This is a genomic window from Gracilibacillus boraciitolerans JCM 21714, assembly GCF_000521485.1.
In the GTDB taxonomy this organism is placed as follows: Bacteria; Bacillota; Bacilli; order Bacillales; family Amphibacillaceae; genus Gracilibacillus; species Gracilibacillus boraciitolerans.
In genome coordinates, this window is the sequence record NZ_BAVS01000010.1 from 39,563 (window position 1) to 57,181 (window position 17,619).

Annotated in this window: 19 protein-coding genes and 4 pseudogenes; 6 read left to right on the plus strand and 17 right to left on the minus strand. The window is 34.7% G+C overall.

Going from position 1 to position 17,619, the window contains the following annotated elements; genetic code table 11:
* Positions 1–182: 182 nt before the first annotated feature.
* The 3 pseudogenes from JCM21714_RS19200 to JCM21714_RS08365 all read right to left on the minus strand — a co-directional run.
* Positions 183–323: pseudogene (locus JCM21714_RS19200) on the minus strand (glyoxalase); the annotation flags it as partial.
* Positions 322–1,844, minus strand: a pseudogene (opuFB, locus tag JCM21714_RS08360) (osmoprotectant update ABC transporter permease/substrate-binding subunit OpuFB). The pseudogenes JCM21714_RS19200 and opuFB, both read right to left, overlap by 2 nt.
* A gap of 232 nt (positions 1,845–2,076) precedes the next feature.
* Positions 2,077–2,793, minus strand: a pseudogene (locus tag JCM21714_RS08365) (ABC transporter ATP-binding protein); the annotation flags it as partial.
* A 433-nt stretch (positions 2,794–3,226) separates the two neighbouring features.
* Here JCM21714_RS08365 and JCM21714_RS21235 point away from each other — a divergent pair.
* The gene (locus tag JCM21714_RS21235) at positions 3,227–3,361 is read left to right on the plus strand and encodes a DUF1801 domain-containing protein (RefSeq protein WP_235182717.1); all 135 of its coding nucleotides are present in this window, start codon (positions 3,227–3,229) and stop codon (positions 3,359–3,361) included.
* A 516-nt stretch (positions 3,362–3,877) separates the two neighbouring features.
* On the opposite strand, the gene JCM21714_RS08370 is transcribed toward JCM21714_RS21235, so the two are convergent.
* Together JCM21714_RS08370 and JCM21714_RS23925 are read right to left on the minus strand one after the other, a co-directional pair.
* A complete protein-coding gene (locus JCM21714_RS08370) occupies positions 3,878–4,165 on the minus strand; it encodes a hypothetical protein (RefSeq protein ID WP_035723362.1) in 288 nt (95 codons plus the stop codon).
* Between the two features lie 12 nt (positions 4,166–4,177).
* On the minus strand, positions 4,178–4,678 hold the full coding sequence (locus JCM21714_RS23925) for a DUF4306 domain-containing protein (protein ID WP_035723368.1): 501 nt from the start codon (positions 4,676–4,678) through the stop codon (positions 4,178–4,180).
* 381 nt (positions 4,679–5,059) lie between these two features.
* On the opposite strand from JCM21714_RS23925, the pseudogene JCM21714_RS23930 reads away from it, so the two are divergent.
* Positions 5,060–5,309 (plus strand): annotated as a pseudogene (locus JCM21714_RS23930) (helix-turn-helix domain-containing protein); the annotation flags it as partial.
* A 372-nt stretch (positions 5,310–5,681) separates the two neighbouring features.
* Here JCM21714_RS23930 and JCM21714_RS19215 read toward each other — a convergent pair.
* Together JCM21714_RS19215 and JCM21714_RS08385 are read right to left on the minus strand one after the other, a co-directional pair.
* Entirely contained in the window at positions 5,682–5,912 is a 231-nt protein-coding gene (locus JCM21714_RS19215; protein ID WP_084040643.1) for a DUF1801 domain-containing protein, read from the minus strand.
* A 100-nt stretch (positions 5,913–6,012) separates the two neighbouring features.
* On the minus strand, positions 6,013–6,498 hold the full coding sequence (locus JCM21714_RS08385) for an SRPBCC family protein (RefSeq protein WP_035723374.1): 486 nt from the start codon (positions 6,496–6,498) through the stop codon (positions 6,013–6,015).
* Between the two features lie 272 nt (positions 6,499–6,770).
* Between JCM21714_RS08385 and JCM21714_RS08390 the strand changes: the two genes are divergently transcribed.
* On the plus strand, positions 6,771–7,226 hold the full coding sequence (locus tag JCM21714_RS08390; protein ID WP_035723377.1) for a CBS domain-containing protein: 456 nt from the start codon (positions 6,771–6,773) through the stop codon (positions 7,224–7,226).
* Between the two features lie 148 nt (positions 7,227–7,374).
* On the opposite strand, the gene JCM21714_RS08395 is transcribed toward JCM21714_RS08390, so the two are convergent.
* Entirely contained in the window at positions 7,375–8,559 is a 1,185-nt protein-coding gene (locus JCM21714_RS08395) for an MFS transporter (RefSeq protein ID WP_035723380.1), read from the minus strand.
* A 365-nt stretch (positions 8,560–8,924) separates the two neighbouring features.
* On the opposite strand from JCM21714_RS08395, the gene JCM21714_RS08400 reads away from it, so the two are divergent.
* Positions 8,925–9,731: a polysaccharide deacetylase family protein gene (locus tag JCM21714_RS08400; protein ID WP_035723383.1), complete on the plus strand. Its 807-nt coding sequence runs from the start codon at positions 8,925–8,927 to the stop codon at positions 9,729–9,731.
* 99 nt (positions 9,732–9,830) lie between these two features.
* On the opposite strand, the gene JCM21714_RS08405 is transcribed toward JCM21714_RS08400, so the two are convergent.
* Both JCM21714_RS08405 and JCM21714_RS08410 read right to left on the minus strand, forming a co-directional pair.
* On the minus strand, positions 9,831–10,286 hold the full coding sequence (locus tag JCM21714_RS08405) for a DUF2188 domain-containing protein (RefSeq protein ID WP_035723386.1): 456 nt from the start codon (positions 10,284–10,286) through the stop codon (positions 9,831–9,833).
* Positions 10,287–10,309: 23 nt separating this feature from the next.
* Positions 10,310–10,636, minus strand: a complete 327-nt coding sequence (locus JCM21714_RS08410) for a four-helix bundle copper-binding protein (protein WP_035723388.1) — start codon at positions 10,634–10,636, stop codon at positions 10,310–10,312.
* A gap of 179 nt (positions 10,637–10,815) precedes the next feature.
* On the opposite strand from JCM21714_RS08410, the gene JCM21714_RS08415 reads away from it, so the two are divergent.
* Positions 10,816–11,661 (plus strand): DUF1206 domain-containing protein, encoded by an 846-nt coding sequence (locus JCM21714_RS08415; RefSeq protein WP_084040645.1) that lies wholly within the window; start codon positions 10,816–10,818, stop codon positions 11,659–11,661.
* 126 nt (positions 11,662–11,787) lie between these two features.
* On the opposite strand, the gene JCM21714_RS08420 is transcribed toward JCM21714_RS08415, so the two are convergent.
* The 3 genes from JCM21714_RS08420 to JCM21714_RS08425 are packed head-to-tail and all read right to left on the minus strand — an operon-like array spanning position 11,788 to position 12,582.
* The gene (locus JCM21714_RS08420) at positions 11,788–12,174 is read right to left on the minus strand and encodes a CAP domain-containing protein (protein ID WP_052000482.1); all 387 of its coding nucleotides are present in this window, start codon (positions 12,172–12,174) and stop codon (positions 11,788–11,790) included.
* Positions 12,162–12,323 (minus strand): hypothetical protein, encoded by a 162-nt coding sequence (locus JCM21714_RS20130; protein ID WP_158413492.1) that lies wholly within the window; start codon positions 12,321–12,323, stop codon positions 12,162–12,164. Before JCM21714_RS20130 ends, JCM21714_RS08420 begins: the two co-directional genes overlap by 13 nt.
* Complete coding sequence (locus JCM21714_RS08425) at positions 12,304–12,582, minus strand: hypothetical protein (protein WP_035723391.1); 279 nt, start codon at positions 12,580–12,582, stop codon at positions 12,304–12,306. The genes JCM21714_RS20130 and JCM21714_RS08425 overlap by 20 nt, the downstream gene beginning before the upstream one ends.
* 765 nt (positions 12,583–13,347) lie before the next feature.
* Here JCM21714_RS08425 and JCM21714_RS08430 point away from each other — a divergent pair.
* Positions 13,348–13,986 carry an alpha/beta hydrolase gene (locus JCM21714_RS08430; RefSeq protein WP_035723394.1) on the plus strand — a complete coding sequence of 213 codons (639 nt, stop codon included), beginning with the start codon at positions 13,348–13,350 and terminating at the stop codon, positions 13,984–13,986.
* Positions 13,987–13,994: 8 nt separating this feature from the next.
* On the opposite strand, the gene murQ is transcribed toward JCM21714_RS08430, so the two are convergent.
* Genes murQ through nagA form a run of 4 tightly spaced genes read right to left on the minus strand, consistent with a single transcriptional unit; the run spans position 13,995 to position 17,576 of the window.
* On the minus strand, positions 13,995–14,897 hold the full coding sequence (gene murQ, locus JCM21714_RS08435; RefSeq protein WP_052000483.1) for an N-acetylmuramic acid 6-phosphate etherase: 903 nt from the start codon (positions 14,895–14,897) through the stop codon (positions 13,995–13,997).
* A 20-nt stretch (positions 14,898–14,917) separates the two neighbouring features.
* A complete protein-coding gene (locus JCM21714_RS08440; protein ID WP_035723400.1) occupies positions 14,918–15,643 on the minus strand; it encodes a GntR family transcriptional regulator in 726 nt (241 codons plus the stop codon).
* On the minus strand, positions 15,640–16,380 hold the full coding sequence (gene nagB / locus JCM21714_RS08445) for a glucosamine-6-phosphate deaminase (RefSeq protein ID WP_035723402.1): 741 nt from the start codon (positions 16,378–16,380) through the stop codon (positions 15,640–15,642). Before nagB ends, JCM21714_RS08440 begins: the two co-directional genes overlap by 4 nt.
* Positions 16,377–17,576, minus strand: a complete 1,200-nt coding sequence (nagA, locus tag JCM21714_RS08450; RefSeq protein WP_369403509.1) for an N-acetylglucosamine-6-phosphate deacetylase — start codon at positions 17,574–17,576, stop codon at positions 16,377–16,379. Before nagA ends, nagB begins: the two co-directional genes overlap by 4 nt.
* Between the last annotated feature and the right edge of the window lie 43 nt (positions 17,577–17,619).

Here is a 17,619-nt window from a genome sequence, read left to right on the forward strand (position 1 = left end):
AGTAACATAATCATGCTATAATTATGTTTAAAAATATAAAGGAATAAATAACGAAAGAAAACAAGAAGTGATTATTATGCGAATACTATAGGGGGGGAAAAGAGAATATCAAAATCTTATTTAATGTAAAACAAGTCGGTCATTCATTCTTTGACCGACTTGTTTTATATTCACTTAAGCTTTTATTCCATTTTTCCTGGATAATCACAATACTCAATAATCGTTCCTTCTGTATCAGCAGGATTTAAATAAATTAAGCGTCTGCCATGTTTATTAACTCGTCGGGTATTTTCCATCACACGGATACCTTTTTCTTCTAAATCAGTCCTCAATTAAACCTTCTTCTTGTAAGTAGTGTTGTGCCACTTCTTTGGCGCTGACACCTTCTTCTGCGACCTGATAATTCATCTCTCTCATTTGATCATCACTAATCTTTCCACCTAATTGGTTAAGCACTTCTTCTAGCTCTGGATACCGATCAAGGGTCTCCTGACGCAATAGTGGTGCACCTTGGTATGGTGGGAAGAGATTCTTGTTATCTTCTAATACTTTTAAATTATATCTTCTTAATTCACTATCGGTTGAATAGGCATCGACTAAATTGATATCACCTTCTTCAATTGCTGTATACCGTAGCTGAGGTTCCATGGTTGTGACATTTGGGAAGTTTAAGTTATATAAATCCTGTATCCCTAAATAACCATCTTCACGGTCTGAAAATTCTAGTGTGAAGCCTGCCTTTATCTGTTTCTCAACGGCTTGTAAATCCGAAATGGTCTCGAGATTATGTTGATCAGCAAAACTTTGAGGTACGGCTAAAGCATAGGTGTTATTAAATTGCATTGGCTCTAGGAATCTTAGATCAAATTCTTCCAATAACCCTTGCTTCGCTTGGTTATAGACTTCCTGTTCATCGTTACTAGTAGCTGTCTCATTTAGAAATTGTGATATTGCAGTCCCGGTAAATTCTGGTAGATATCAATACTGCCTGTCTTTAATGCGTTAAATAAAAAGGAGGTTTTTCCAAGGCTCGGTTCTAATTCCACTTCCAGATCTGTTTCCTCTTCTATTAACAATTGATACATATTAATTAAAATTTCAGGTTCTGTGCCTAATTTTCCTCCAATTACTAATGTATCTTCCTCGTTATTTAATACATTAGGTATAATGATAAACAGCAGTGAAATGGTGATAATCACAATTAATGTCACTAATGATTGCTTAAAGGATAATTTTTCCATTTTTCGCAACAATAAATCAAATAACAGAGCTAATAATGCAGCAGGAATGGCACCTAGAATAATAAGTGATGTATTATTTCGGTCAATACCTAACAGAATAATATCCCCCCCTAAGCCTCCAGCTCCAATTAAGGCAGCCAAAGTAGCGGTTCCGACAATCAGTACCATCGATGTTCTGATACCTGCCATGATGACTGGCATCGCAATCGGTAATTCTACCTTCGACAATCGTTTAGAGGTATTCATTCCCATTGCAGTTGCGGCCTCAACTAATGAAGGAGCTACTTCTTTAATACCTGTATACGTATTACGCAGTATTGGTAATAATGCGTATAAAATGAGTGCAATAATAGCAGGAACCTTTCCTATTCCAAATAGTGGAATAAAAAGACCTAATAAAGCCAAAGACGGAATTGTTTGTAATACAGCGGTGACACCTATAATCGGCTCTGCAATTTTTTCTTTTCTTGTTAAGTATATACCGAGCGGGATTGAGATGAGCACGGCAAAGAACAAAGCAATGAATGAAATTTGGATGTGTTCAAACAATGCTTGCCATAATTGATCTTGTCTTGCCTGAGCTACATTCCAGAAATTAGACATGCTTTTCACTTCCTTTTTTAAGTGACGTTGCGAAGTAATCGACCATGATTTTACGGTCGACTTTTCCGATAACGTTATTTTGTGATGTAACATATACCTCATCTCTGTTAGATAACGCATCTAATACTTCTTGTAAAGAAGTGGCTACATTCACCGTGTACGCATCTTCTGGTGGAGTGTCAGACAGTTGGTGCACCGCATGCTTCAATAAGAAGTCATCTCCGATATGATGAGAAGAGCCAACAAAGTTGCGGACAAAATCATTAGCAGGGTTTGTCAGGAACTCCTGCGGTTTACCCAGCTGCACTACTTTTCCTTCCTTCATCAGACAGATTCGATCTGCTAATTTAAGAGCTTCCTGAATATCGTGGGTTACAAATACGATTGTTTTGTTGATTTTTTTTTGTAAATCAATAATGTCATCCTGTAATTTTTCTCTGCTTATCGGATCTAAGGCACTAAAGTTCGTCCATTAGAATAATATCAGGATCTGCTGCAAGTGCCCGAATCACACCAATGCGTTGCTGCTGGCCACCTGACAGCTCACTCGGGGTTCGATGTCGATATGTATCTGGGTCAAGTCCGGTCATTTCCAGCAGTTCTGTGACTCGATTTTTAATTTTGTTTTTATCCCAACTTTTTAATTCAGGAACAATAGCGATATTTTCTTCAATGGTCATGTGTGGGAAGAGGGCAATTTGTTGAAGAACATATCCAATATTCCATCGCAGTTCATTGATTTTGTAATCACTTATTCGTTTGTTATCGACATAGATGGTTCCTGCTGTTAACGGATGAGTCGATTCATCATTTTTAATGAGGTTGTCTTACCACAGCCACTAGGGCCAATTAAGACAAAGAATTCTCCTTTGTTGACGGAGAAATCTACTTCACTGACAGCGGTTGTTCCATCTGGAAATTGCTTGGTAACATTTTCAAAAGTTATCATGATTATAGCTCCTTATACACATAAGTTAGAAATCTCTATTAGTTCTTTTACCCTTTATAACAAAAAACAATCCTATTATCTAAACATTTGCCTTATGTGTTAACTTTGCAGGTAGCTTAACAGTGCATGAGTAGACACAGGAATTACTGTGATATAATGAAAGAAAATTTTAGTCTAGGAGGAATAAGCATGGACGACTCTTTTGTAGAACAATACCTAGAAGCTAAAGACTAGAAGTGCACGAGCCATTTAGAAAACTAGCTCAAACTATCGAACAAAATTTACCTGAAGGATTTAAATTAGTGATGCAATATGGCATGCCTTCTTTTGTAGTTCCTTTGTCAACCTTTCCTAAGGGATATCATTGCGAGAAAAATACTCCCCTTCCTTTTTAAGCATAGATGCTCAAAAAAATCACATATCAGTCTATCACATGGGAATCTATGCGAATCCTCAATTGCTGGAATGGTTTGAAAACGAATATCCCAAACATATGACAACAAAGTTGAATATGGAAAAGAGTTGTATTCGGTTTACTAATCCCAACAAGATTCCTTTGGGCTCTTGAAATTATAAAAGAGCAGTTAAAAGATAAAAGATTCAAATAAAATAAGGAGCCATTGGACACATTCCAATGGCTCCTTATTAATTTCTCCTTTACGAAAAAAGAATGGGGGGGCTCTATCTTCCGCACTCACTGGCTCTATTGTCCGCAAATGGTGGCTCAAAACTCCACACAACTGGCTCAATCCGTCCGCAATACTCAATATACACAGTTTATTTTTGGCACAATATTAATATAGTCAAAAATACAGCTTTAAATTGCCCTTTATTAATTGTGAATGCTAACTTAATAGCTGTAAAAGTACCTGATATCTCCTTGTCTTAGACGCATTGTTCCACTACCAGGACTCACTAATTTAATTTTATATGACGTACCTCCCTGAAGGAGTGGTCTAAAGTCTATATGAATCCAACCTGATCGTGCTGGAGTTACAGCTTTCCCAAAATATGTTCCATAAGTATCATACACTTGAAGTTCATAACTCTTTCTATCAATACTCTCTATATCTGCAGTACCTAATTAATAAAATGACCTTCCGCCACCAACATATACATAATTAGAAAAACTTGTATTACCAAAATGATATGTTAACGGGTCATAATCAGCTGCTTGCATTATTGAAGAACTAGGGTTTTGTAAATAGATACTTAAATCTTTTGAATTTTTATAAAAATCTTGTAATTCTTCATATGTCTCAAAATGTTTTACTTTTAATTCATCTTTCGCCATTACATTTTCATCTGTAAGAAAAAAACTTAATAAAACAATAGTCATTATTCCAATAACATTAAGAGCATATTTATACATTTTAGACTCTCCTCACTTTTTATATTTTAATAACATCGGTGAAACTAAGAAAATTAAACCTGTAATAAATAGTATTATTCGGTAGATTATCGTTCCAATTGAAAATGAACTGAAAAACAGTAGAGACAGAATAATCAAAATTGAACCAGTGATGGCTAAAACATATGACATTCTCCTTAAATTCCTTTTTATCCCTATATATACTAAGAGTATAAAAAAATATAAACCGCTAATTAAATTCATTATAGGAAAGAAAGAATAATATTTTACAGCATATAAATATAGATCGATATTAGTAATATCTTCTGGAAGGCTAGGATTCTCATAAATTAAGTGAGTGAATTTTGTCGTATATTTCCACTCTGGTGTATCTAGTAATAAATTGCTACCTTCATATAAAGATACATATAAAGTAAATAGAAAAAAAACAAAGCTAACAAGTATTTGAATGCCTATTTTGTAATCAATAAAAATCACTTCTTTTAATATATTAATCACTCCATGGTGGATCACTTTAATTAAGAATTTCCCATAGCTTAAAGCAGATCTAAAGCAATGACTTTGGTGATAGAAATGTCAGTTAATAAATCGAAAAGTAGTTAAATTTGATCAAAGATTAAAAACACTTTTATTTTTTAACGATCAAACCTTTTATAAGTTCTCAAAACAGGGTATTGACTTTGGAATTAATAGGATAACACCTTCTCTATATCCATAATTTAACTATATCCATACTATATAATATATTTCAAAATATATAAAGTAGATTATTAAATAATTTACAATTAATTTACATCAACATGAAATTCTTATAATCCATAAATCCTCAAATTACTAGTTCCGTAAACGGTAGTTTATGGAACTAATAGCAACTCAATTAGAAAACAATAATGGGGGGGAATTTTTTTTCGTACAATGGCAAGTGAAGAGTTAGAACGAGATATTATTAGTAAAAGAATAAAGTCTGGTCTCCTAGCACCACGTGCTAGGGGGGGAAAAAAGGAGGAAGACCTACAAAAAAAGCGACAAAGTAGAAATGGCTATAAAAATGTATGTGAGCAAGGATTATACGATTAAACAAATTAAAGATGCAACAGGAGTCAGTAATACCTCATTGTATAGATACTTAGACAAAGTAAAATAGGTAATAATAAATATTCACCTTATTTACAGGAATGTTTGTTCGTGATAAAATAAAAAGAAAATGGTTGTGATTCGGTATGAAATTTTTGTTAAAGATGTCTTTACAGTAGAATGAAAAGATAGTTATTTTTTACATTGATAACAATAACAAAATCACAAAGCGATTCCTCAAGGTTTTAAAAATGAATCGAAATAAAGTAAGAAAGTTTAAAATAGATAATATTTTATCTGCAGATATAGTTAGAAAAAATGTAAGTTAATAAAATTTTTATTCATATATACATCTAAGACACGGAAAAATTAATTATCTAAATTTAAGGCTTTTTTTAAAAGTGTCCTTGACATAGGGACCACTTTAATGTGCCTGTCCTCTTTAGCTTTGATCCAGTATGATAGCTTTTTTAATATAAGATTGCATTAAATATTCGTCGATATCTTCCAACTTTTTTACACGAATATGTCGCAATTGCGTACCTGTTCCTCCTAATAAATTGTATGTATCTTCTAATTGCGCTCCTTGATAGAAACCAAGATTAACATGGTTTTTAGAAGATTGAAGATAACATATATTTTTATGAATGCTATAGGAAGGCACACCCCCCATTTAATTTCCTCTGTCCATTCTTCAGATGACTTTAGAATCAACTCCCGTAAGCTTTCTGTTATATCTTGAATGTTTTTTGGGTATTTTTTTATGAGCTGAGTTATTTCTCCCTCAGCCATCTATTTCTCCCCCCCTCAGTAAACTCTGATTCTGCGACATGTTTCACTCTCTCTAAAAATTTCATCACCACTTTATCATTAGTAAACAATAAGAACGGCTTCACATACCACTTTAAAGGATTATTAATTGTCGTGTACGTAAATGTTGTCGTTTCGCTGTCCGTTTTTTCTAATTCATAATGTGTCGTAATGTCGAACAAATTGGCAAGGGTAAACTGTACCTTTAATTCTTTTTCTTGTTCCTCATTCTTGTATTCAATTGTTTCAACATCATATTCCTCGATACGTTTCCCTTCCTGGTATTGTTGACGATAGATACTTCCAACGCCTGCTTCAGTTTCCTTAATGGGTTGATGACCGACTACTTGAGGCATTATTTTCTGCATGTTCTTCAGTGAACCGTTGAAATATTGCCAAACTTGTTCGATGGGTGCGTTGATTTTAATTGTTTTTGTCCACTTTTTCATAATAGTTGTCACCTCTTTTAAAAAATCCTTTTCTTTATCATAGCATAAATTATGAAATGATAAGCAATGTAAAAAAGATGAAACGAATAACGGAGTTTATTAAACAAAACTAATCTTTCTATGAGGAATGATAGTTTATATTGCAAGCCGCATGTTCCCTTGATGTCTTTTCTATATATTCTGCCACTTTTTACAATGCTAGGTTACTTTTTTGCTAAAAGGTATTATAATAATAGATAGAGTTAATTATGAAAGAAAAAGGATGTTATAAAATGAATGCTGAGTCAATTATGAAGACACAAGTAATCAAAGTAATGGAAGGTAATACCGTTAGATCTGTCATCGAAAAGTTTATTAATAATGGAATTAGTGGACTTCCAATTGTAAATGATCGAAATGAAATTATAGGTTACATTAGTGATGGAGATATCATGCGATATATTGGCAAACATAAAGAAAATATGATGAACGCATTCTCTTTTGTCAATTTCCTTCACGGTGACGATGATAAGTTTGAAGAACGGGCAAGGAAAATACTTGATTATAACGTGATGAAAATCGCAAAGAAATCAATTTATACGGTGAAGTGGGACGAAGATATTGAAGAAATTGCACGAATTCTAGGTAAAAAACAAATTAAAAAATTACCTGTTGAGCGAAATGATGTATTAGTAGGGATTATAAGTCGCGGAGATGTAATACGTAGTGCCTTTAAATATTTATTATAAAAAGTAACCATTGATTTTAATTTAACCGTTTACAAGTAATTAGATATCCGTTATAATGTAAGCAATTACATTATTGATTTTATAATATATTTGTAAATAAAATGGGATGAGAAAGTTTCCTCTCTCACCCCATTTTTACTTGTTATTGTTAAATTGATTCCTTTTCTGGTACAGCTATTTCGTTTGGTTTAGTAAATTTAACATTATATACAGTTTTTAGAATTAAACCAGCGCCAACAATCAATAATGCTATTGCCATAATGGTATAGGAATAATTTACGCTTCCGTCACCAAATGTATTACTTATTAAACTATGAATATGAGGAGAACTGAATTGACCTAAATAGATAAAGCTTTGAACAGTTGCCATTGCAACCATTGCCTGAGCTCCTGATGAAATCTTAGATACTCCATCAAATATGACAGGTACTAAGCTTCCGTAACCAAAACCAAGTATGAGTACACCAAGTCCCATTAAAAACAAAGATGGTGTAAAGACAATCATGGCAAATCCGATACCAAGAAGCAAAACTTGAACGGGTACATAGGCAACCTTAAGTTTTTTCTGAAATCTTGCTAAAGTCATTCCACCAAGAAATCCACCTAATGAACATGCTGCAATTATAATTCCTGTTAAGATCGTGTTAGTTATATTACTTTCTTGTAGAAATAATGACATATTAGAAGGTATCGAATAAAAGACAACAAATACGAGGAACATCATTATCGCATAATTTGCTAATTTAGCTTTAGGCAAAGGAGCCTGTTTTCCTGACTTGATCTTGTTGCCAACTGGTGCTTTTCGTGGTAGAAAAGCCACAACAAAAATCATAACGATTGCTGCAATTCCATATACATAAAAAGTTGCATTCCAGCTTAGAGTAGCTAATACACCTGCAATCATGATTGCAATAATTGCACCAAGATTAGTTGCGGCACTTACCATACCCATCATGCTTGTACGTTTTTCACCATCATAATAATCGGAAACAAGAGTTGTAGATAATGGCATCATTAATCCGACTGATATACCTAATAGTGCACGAGTACATAATAGGATAAACATATTTGGAGCAAAACCACCACCAAGGCCAGCTACTAGATATAGAACCAATGCTAATAAAAGAATGGCTTTCTTAGAAAAGTATTTACATAAGAATCCTGACACAAATGCAAATGGGATCATGAAGGCTGCATGTAGACTAGTTAGTAGATTGATTTCGAAACCTGATGCATCTGGAAAGGCAACTGCGATAGAGCCAATAGCAGGTGCGATGATAGCTCCAGCCATAACAGTAATAAGTGAAACAGATAATATAGCGTATTTTAACAAAAAATATCACCTCAGCAATTTATTTTAATACTATAGAAATAAAAATGCTCAAGTATGGATCAAATCATATAGAGAGAAAAATCATTATCTCAAGAAATGATTGGATCAGTACGGAGAATTTGAAGATATATAAATTAATAGAATCCGTCACAATAAAGAATGAAATCCTAAACCCGGGTTTTTAGAACTTATTCGACGGCTTTTTTATTTAATCATGAAATGAAATAAAAGTCAATCTACCAAAAGCTATAACACCGCTTACTTTAACAACATTTTGAACAATTTTTTTAGAAAAGTATTGTAATAGCTAGTAACTAGAAATATTTTAAAAAAAAATTCATTATTTACATATAGAGGTGACGGAATTGTCAAAAGTAACGATGACTTTCCCAAAGGGAAAACACAAGGTATTAACGATGAGCTATGATGATGGCAAATCAGCGGATCGACGGTTGGTTAAAATTTTTAATAATTACGGTATAAAAGGGACGTTTCATTTAAATTCAGGTTTATTAGGTGAGGGTGATAGAATACCAGCAGATGAGATTTCCTCTTTATATCATGGTCATGAAGTTTCAGCACATACAGTGACACATCCCACGATCGCCAGGTCATCTAAGGAACAAATCATCGAGGAAGTTATGGAAGATAGAAAAGGACTAGAAGAAATATTAGATTATTCCGTTAGAGGGTTATCGTATCCAAATGGTTCGTATAATCAATTAATAAAAGATATGCTTCCATTTATGGGGGGGATTGAATATGCAAGAACTGTCCATAGTACAGGGAATTTTGATTTGCCGGATAATTTCATCGAATGGCATCCGACCTGTCATCATAATCATAATCTGATGGACTTAGCTGATACTTTCAGTCAACTAGACAAAAAGCAATATTTAAATATGCTTTATGTCTGGGGACATAGTTATGAATTTGATCATGACCAAAATTGGGAAGTTATCGAGCAATTCTGTGAGTTTATTGGTAACCGGAGTGACATTTGGTATGCTACTAATATTGATATTGTTGACTATATCAATGCTTTTCGTAATCTTAAGTTTTCAGCGAACAGTCATTTTGTGTACAATCCTTCCATCATTTCAGTATGGTTAAATGTAGAGGAAGAAATTGTAGAAGTACCAGGTGGGAAAAAAGTTATCTTACATAAATAAAATTTTTAAGTGTGTCTATAATAGAAGGCTGATCAAAGGAGAGATGACTTTGATCAGCCTTCTTTACTTTCTACCATACACTTAAAGTACTATTTAAAATCATTCGTAATTTATATTTTTCTGAATAGTTCCATCTTTTTTATGGATAATTACGTTCGTTTGTTTATTATTTGCAATCTCTTTTGCGCGATTAATGGCATCCTGTTTATTGGAATAAACATCAGATGCTTGTTTAGCAGCTTCTGACTTAACTGCCCATCCATCATCATGTGGAAGAACATGTTCCCCCCCTTTTTTCAATAATTCAGGTCGGCTTGATTCAGGATTAGCACCACGAGAACGTAAATCCTCATCACTCATTTGCTTTACTTCATTAATCTCTTTATCGGTTGCATTTTTATACCATTCTTTTGCTTGTTCTGTAGCAATAGGAATAGCACGACCTTCTTGGTATCCTTCATCAATCATAGCATTGGCTATATCAATCGCTTTTTTCCGAACGGTATTATCTAAGTTTTTTAAAGAGCTTGGATAATCTTTTGTATCCCAAGGCATTATTTCACGCTCCTTATTAACTATTAGGTAACCTTTTTACAAGCATCTGCACATTTGAAACAAGCATCTGCGCATTTTTGGCAGTGATCGTGGTCATGCTTTTTACATTCTTCATTACAAGTTGTACATAATTTAGTGCAAACAGCAGCTAATTCTTTAATGAATGGAGAATTTCTTGAAATTGCTGCTTCTAAATATCCACAAATATCCGCACACTCACGATCTAGTCGAATACATTCTGCCATCATCTTTACATTGTCTTCCTGTAGGCATGCATTAAAGCAATGGTTACATTCTGTCATACAATCATGTAACGTTTCTAAAAGATCTTTATATTTTTCGTGACTCATCGAACCACCTCCATTTTAAAATTTATTACATAAATTATCATTCCCAATTTATGAAAGCATAAACATAATAGGTTTCTTGATCTTATTGTGAATTTATAGCTTTCCGTTGAGTTTCATCTTTATAATTAAGGGAATAATGAGATTTATAAAATAGTTTTATGCAGGAAGGTGACAAATAAATGTCTGATAAAAATATGAAAGAGACAGTAAAAAATAAAGCGGATAAAGCAACCGACGTAAAGCCGTGGCTAAGGGGAATGGCCAGGTTTGGTTACCTATCAAAAGGTGTTGTTTATATTCTGGTAGGGGGGGTACTCTCTGTTCTGTCAGCTGTAGGGGGGGTCGGTGGTAAAACTACAGATACATCAGGTGCGATTGCATCTGTTGCAAGTAAACCTTTTGGAAATGTAGTGGTCTGGTTAGTAGCGATTGGCCTAGTTGGTTATGGGGGGGCATGGAAATTAGTGCAAGCAGCGAAAGGTCCCTCTCAAGAAGATAGCAAGCTAAAAGACGTAATGATGAGAATTACCTTTTTGGTTAGTGGAATCATTTATTTATCATTAGCTTATAAATCCTTTAAGAACGTGTTACCTAGTAATAGCTCTGGTAGCTCTAGTTGGTTATCTACAATCTTAGAGATGCCATTAGGTGAGTGGATTGTAGCTCTGATCGGTTTAATAATCGTTGTGGTCGGGATACGAGAAATTTATAATGGATATACACAAAAATTCGTGAAAAAATTCAAATTGTCAGAGATGAATAATAGAGAAATAAATCTAGGAAAAAAGGTAGGGAGAATCGGTCTTTTTGCCAGAGGATTAACGTTTGTTGTTCTGGGGATATTTGTTATTATGACTGGATTCACCTCACACTTACAAGTGAAAGCAGGGCTGGATGGAGCGCTACAGAAAATAGCTCAACAACCATTTGGTCAGTGGATGTTAGGTATTGTTGCAATCGGATTAATCTTGTATGGAGTATTTCAATTAATGAAGGGGAAAAATAGGAATATGAGTATTTATTAAGGGTTTTTTATAGTTTACTATTGATTAGCAGTTAAACACCTAGAGATAGTTTTGATATCTCTAGGTGTTAATTCATTTATCAAGGTGATAAATGTCAGTTAAACCTTCACTGATGAAAAGATAACTTTATTTCCCGATAAATTGTTGTGTCCAATGGTTACCATCTTCTACATAACCAACACCAATATGTGTAAAATCTCCATTTAAAATATTGGCGCGGTGTCCTTCACTGTTCATCCAACCGTTTACCACTTCCTCAGGTGTACGTTGCCCTTTAGCGATATTTTCTCCGGCAGTTCGATAATTCACACCCGATTGTTGCATCATATTAAATGGTGAACCATATGTTGGGCTAGTATGGCTAAAGTATCCATTCGTTGCCATATCCTTTGATTTTTTACGAGCAACCTGACTTAGCTTTGTATCTAGTTGTAGCGGAGCCAATCCTGCATTTTCACGTTCTTTGTTTGTTAATGCTACAACCTGTCTTTCAAATTGATTCACTTCAGCCATTTGGCTCGTAGTTTCTGTTTCTTTATTTTTTGATACTTCTTCAGAGGGGGGGCAGTTTCTAAATCCTCAGTTTCTTTCTTGTTGTTTCCTTCTTCTGGACTTTCTTGCTTAGATTGCTCCTGACTTGGATCAGGTTGTGCTTCCCCCATTCTTCTCTGTTTCTTGATGATCAGTAGGTTTTTCTTGAGAAGACTCTTCTTCTATTGTTTCTTCCTCAATATTTAATTCTTTGGAGAATCTCTTTATTAAATATTGAAGATTAGCCTCGGAAATTCTTTCTATTTTAAATGTTTGCAAAAAATTACTAGAACTATTCCTTTCAACTGATAAAGTAGAATCTGATGAAAATCCACTGCCAAACAATAAAGCAGCTAATAATAAGCTAATAATAGTGAAATTTTTTAACATTTTTAAACACTCCTTTTTTTTGTTTGATGCAAATCTATCATAGCATGAGTTCTTTGTAATAATTTTGGATGAATTTTCTATTTTACTAGATTAACCGAAACGTCTATATCTGGCAGTACGATTAAAGATAAAAAATATGAGAATATGGTCTTGCAGGAAACATTTACAATAAATAGAGACTTGACAATCTTTTATAAACTCTTATTTGTGACATTTTATTACGATTGTGTTTCTTAATTTACATTTTTGTTACAAAGAAAAGGTTGATAACTATAAACTTAGGAAGAACGAAGAAAAGACATGCTCCATTAAGGACCATGTCTTTTCTGTGCACGCGGAAAAATTGGATGTTTTCCTATTAAATTGTCTTAAACGTTCTATTCATAAACTGTTTAATTACTGACGATCGTTCCTATACTCGCCGTAAAGTTTAAAACGACTGGCGCTTACCTTATTCGGCATGAATATTGCAAAAATCACAATCTCACTCGTAGCCAGTTTCTAAAGCACTTTCCACAAAAAATCACTTTCTTTTTACATGTGTTACAGTAGACAAGTCTTCATTCTTCAGTAAAGCAAATTTTCCGCCAAGGCTGTGCCTTTCACATCAATGTGTTTCGCCTTGTAACTTTCACTACCCGTTTTTCTAAATGTTAAAACATATATTTTAAAAATAATTGACTTGTAATGAATAAAGCAATATTTTCGAGTACACTAGATGCAATAGTAATGTGGAAAGAATTTATTAAAAAGGAGAAATGACATATGAATCTATCTTTATATTATGAACTAAGGAAACCGAGCAATGTAGATGAAAATGCCACCTATCCTGCGATATTTGTGATGCATGGGATGGGTAGCGATGAACAAGATATGCTGTCACTGTTTGATGGTTTACAGGAAGAGTATTTTATTTTTGCAATACGGGGACCGATAATTCAACCGCCAGGATATGCTTTCTTTGAAATGGAGCAACTTGGCACCCCCCCGGAACAATCCTCTTTTGAAGAGGCTTTAGCTAAGGTAGCCCAATTTATTCGAGAAGCAAAGCAACATTTTCCGATTGCTGAAGATCAAATCTTTTTATCTGGATTTAGTCAAGGAGCAATTATGTCGATGTCGTTAGCTCTGGTATTAGGTGAAAAAATCAAAGGAGTGATGGCATTTAGTGGGTATCTGCCAGACATAGTAAAGAATAATGTTGCTTCTGTAAAGGAACTTTCGATTTTTATCTCCCATGGGGAACATGATCCTGTGTTGCCATTTGAATGGGGAGAAAGCGCCAACGCATATTTTAACCAATTAGGAGCAGAGGTAACATTTAAATCGTATCCTATTCAACATGGCGTGTCATGGGAGAATCGTGAAGCGGCTTTTAAGTGGTTAAAAGATAATAGTAAGTAACGTTTTTCCTATTTAGAAAGATAGGTATGGATAGCTTTTTTTAAATGACCTTGATGTACTTCTAAGGTGTTCCTTGTTTCTGCTAATGATGCGTGTGTGAGTGCCATAAATAAAGCCTCTTTTAGATTATTATTTGTTTGTCTCATTAATGATTGTGCTTCATTCATTGAAATATCAGCTAATTGCATTAGGGTATTAACTGCTCGATTCACTAACTTTTTATTAATTAACTGCATCTCGATCATTTCATTCTGATATACTTTTCCTAATCGGATCATCGTAGCGGTGGATAGTATATTAAGAGCGATCTTTTGTACCGTACCTGCCTTTAATCTCGTTGAACCACGAATTACTTCCGCTCCTACTACAAGTTCTATTGCTATATGACTGAACTCAGAAGCGAGTGTTTTTGAATTGCAGCTTATGGAAATACGCTTTGCGTGTACTTTTTTTGCATATTGTAAAGCAGCAATGGCATAGGGGGTGGAACCACTTGCTGTCATTGCGATAACGGTATCGATATCCTGCAATTTCAGTTTGTCTAATTCATCCATAATTGCTTCTTCTGAATCCTCATATTGTTCCATTGGTTTCCAGGTAGCTTCGGCACCGCCTGCTAGTAATGCAATCCATCTATCAGAAGGCACGGAAAAAGTAGGACCTAATTCTACCGCATCTAATACACCTATTCGGCCACTTGTTCCAGCCCCCCCCGCAACGATTACTCTGCCGCCCTTTTGCCATTGTGATGTAATTAAATCAATCGCTTCACTTAATTGTTGTTTATTTTGCTTTAGTACGGAATGAATGATGTGATCTTCTTGTATCATCGTTTCAACAATTTCCATTGTGGACATTTCATCCATAGTAATCGTATTTTTATTTATTGATTCTGTAGTCGGTTGTTCCATTATTTACACTCCCAAATTTCCTACCGTTCTAAGTCAATCATAAATTTATATCGATCTGCACGATAGGAAGATTTCACTATTTCGAAGGTTTGCCCGTTTTCAAGTTTAGATGTTCGTTTCATGAGGAGCACTGGCGCCCCCCCTTGGTCGACCTCGAGTAATTTAATTTCTTCTTTGTTTGCAATCGTAGCCTCTAAGGTTTGGGTAGCGCTTTTGATCTTTAATCCCATTTGTTCTTCAGCATATTTATATATCGAGGATAAAACCCTTTCTTCTGATAATCCTTTGATTAGGTTTGCCGGGATATAGGTGCGTTCTAACGCCATCGGTATTTCCTCAGCTAATCTAACTCGTTTAATTTCATATATTGGCGTATGCATGTCCACATTTAATTGTTCGGCAAGGCTACGGTTTGCCGGGATAATGTCAAACTTACTAATTTTACTACTCGCCTTCATCCCTCTCGCGCTCATATCTTCTGTAAAGCTTGTTAAACCTTTTAAGTTCTGCTCTAATTTTGGCTCCGCTATAAAAGTACCTTTGCCTTTTATCCGATACAAATAACGTTCATTAACTAAGTTCGTGATCGCTTGCCTTACGGTCATTCTACTGACCTGATATTGTTCAGCATATACACGTTCAGCGGGTAATACATCTCCTGGCTGATATTCTCCATGTTCAATTCCTTGCTTGATCACTTCCTCAATTTGGTGATAAAGCGGAATTGGGGAGCTCTTATCTATCATTTATTAAACTCCTCTCCTAATGCATCTTGATCCACTATAATGGTTACATTTGGATGTTCTTTTAAAATAGATGCAGGAAAATGGTTAGTAACATCAGTCGATAAAAAAGTGGAAAACGCTTCTTTTTTGTTTTCGCCAGATACAAGCATGATAATTTCTTTGCTTTTCATTATCGTGCTAATCCCCCCCATTGTTATTGCCTTGGTAGGGACCTCTGTTATATCATCAAAGAAACGGGCGTTTGCTTCGCGAGTGGAATCCGCTAATTCCACGATATGTGTCTTCTCATCAAAAGAGCTGCCAGGCTCGTTAAAACCGATGTGTCCATTTTCGCCTAATCCTAATAATTGAACATCAATTCCTCCATTTTTTAAAATGGATTGGTCATATTGTTGACATGCAACGGAAGGGTTGTCGTGTAAGCCATCAGGTAAATAGATCTGTTCTTTTGGTATGTCAATATACTGAAAAAAGTAGTTGTACATATAATAATAATAACTGTTTTTGTTCTCTTTTGCTAAGCCGATATATTCATCCAAATTAAAGGACGTTACATGACGATAAGAAACAGAACGATCATTATATTCCTTAACTAATAAGTCATATAATTTTTTTGGGGGGGTTCCACCTGTGGCTAATCCGAGCGTTATATTGTTAGCAGTTTTCACGCGATCAAGTATCATATTTGCTGCGTGGTTGCTCATGTCTTGATAGTTTTCAGTTTGAATTATTTTCATAATGTGCCACCTCTGTTATATGCTATTTTGCCACGGCAAAGAGTGATTTCTACGTCATAATTTTTATTTAATACGACAATGTCTGCATCTTTACCTGGTGTAATACTTCCTTTTCGATCAAATATTTGTAACTCTTTCGCAGCATTTTCGGACGTTATTCGAATAAGGTCACGGATGGTGAATAAACTATATCGTAAGATGTTTTTAAATGCATCGTTTAATCTTAAGGTACTTCCGGCTATTGTTCCGTCATCCAATGTTGCTTTGTGATTATTTACGTTTACAACCTGTCCACCCAAATCATATTTACCATCCTTAAGGCACTTTGCTCTCATTGCATCAGTAATAAGTAGGAGACGATCACTTGTTATTTGGTCTGTTGCAATTCGCAAAGCTTCTGGGCTGGAGTGGAGGCCATCTGCAATAAGTTCCACATAAAATCGTGGATCTGTAAAAGCTGCTCCCACCACACCTGGATCACGATGGTGAAATCCTCTCATTTGATTATACAAATGGGTAATATGAGATACCCCCCCTAGATCTGCTGCCTCTTCCATTTGCGAATACGTTGCATCTGTATGGCCAGCGGAAACAATTATATTTTGAGTTACTAAATATTCGATTAAAGAACGGGATTCTTTCTGTTCAGGAGCTAAAGTCACCAATTTTATGTTCTGCTCAGCAAGTTTATTCCATCTTTGAAAAAGCGAAAGATTGGCAGGTTGGATATATTGTATTGGTTGTGCGCCTGCGCGTTCTTTGTTTACAAATGGTCCTTCTAAGTGAATACCGAGAATTTCAGCGTTCGTTTTTTCAGTGTTCGTGTGTAGATATCGTGCCACATTGGATAAGGCAACTTCAATGGTGTCATTTTCTTGTGTCATCGTAGTTGCCAAAAAACTTGTGGTTCCTTCTTTTGGTAGAACAGATGAAATATTTTCTAATGCTTCCGTTGTACCATCCATTACATCAGATCCGTTTGCACCATGAATATGAACATCAATCATGCCTGGAATAACCATACTTTCGTCATTTAATTTAATTTCCTGATAGTCGGAAATATCAGAAAGCTGGTTCATGTCACCTACTTCTTCTATTGTTCCATTGCGCACTTTTACAAAGCCTTGCTTATGGATATCATTTTCGGTATATACCACACAATTCGTTAATATATATTTATTATTCAAATGTATCACACCTTTATTATGTCTCTGTTTTAATAATAACAAGTATAGCTAT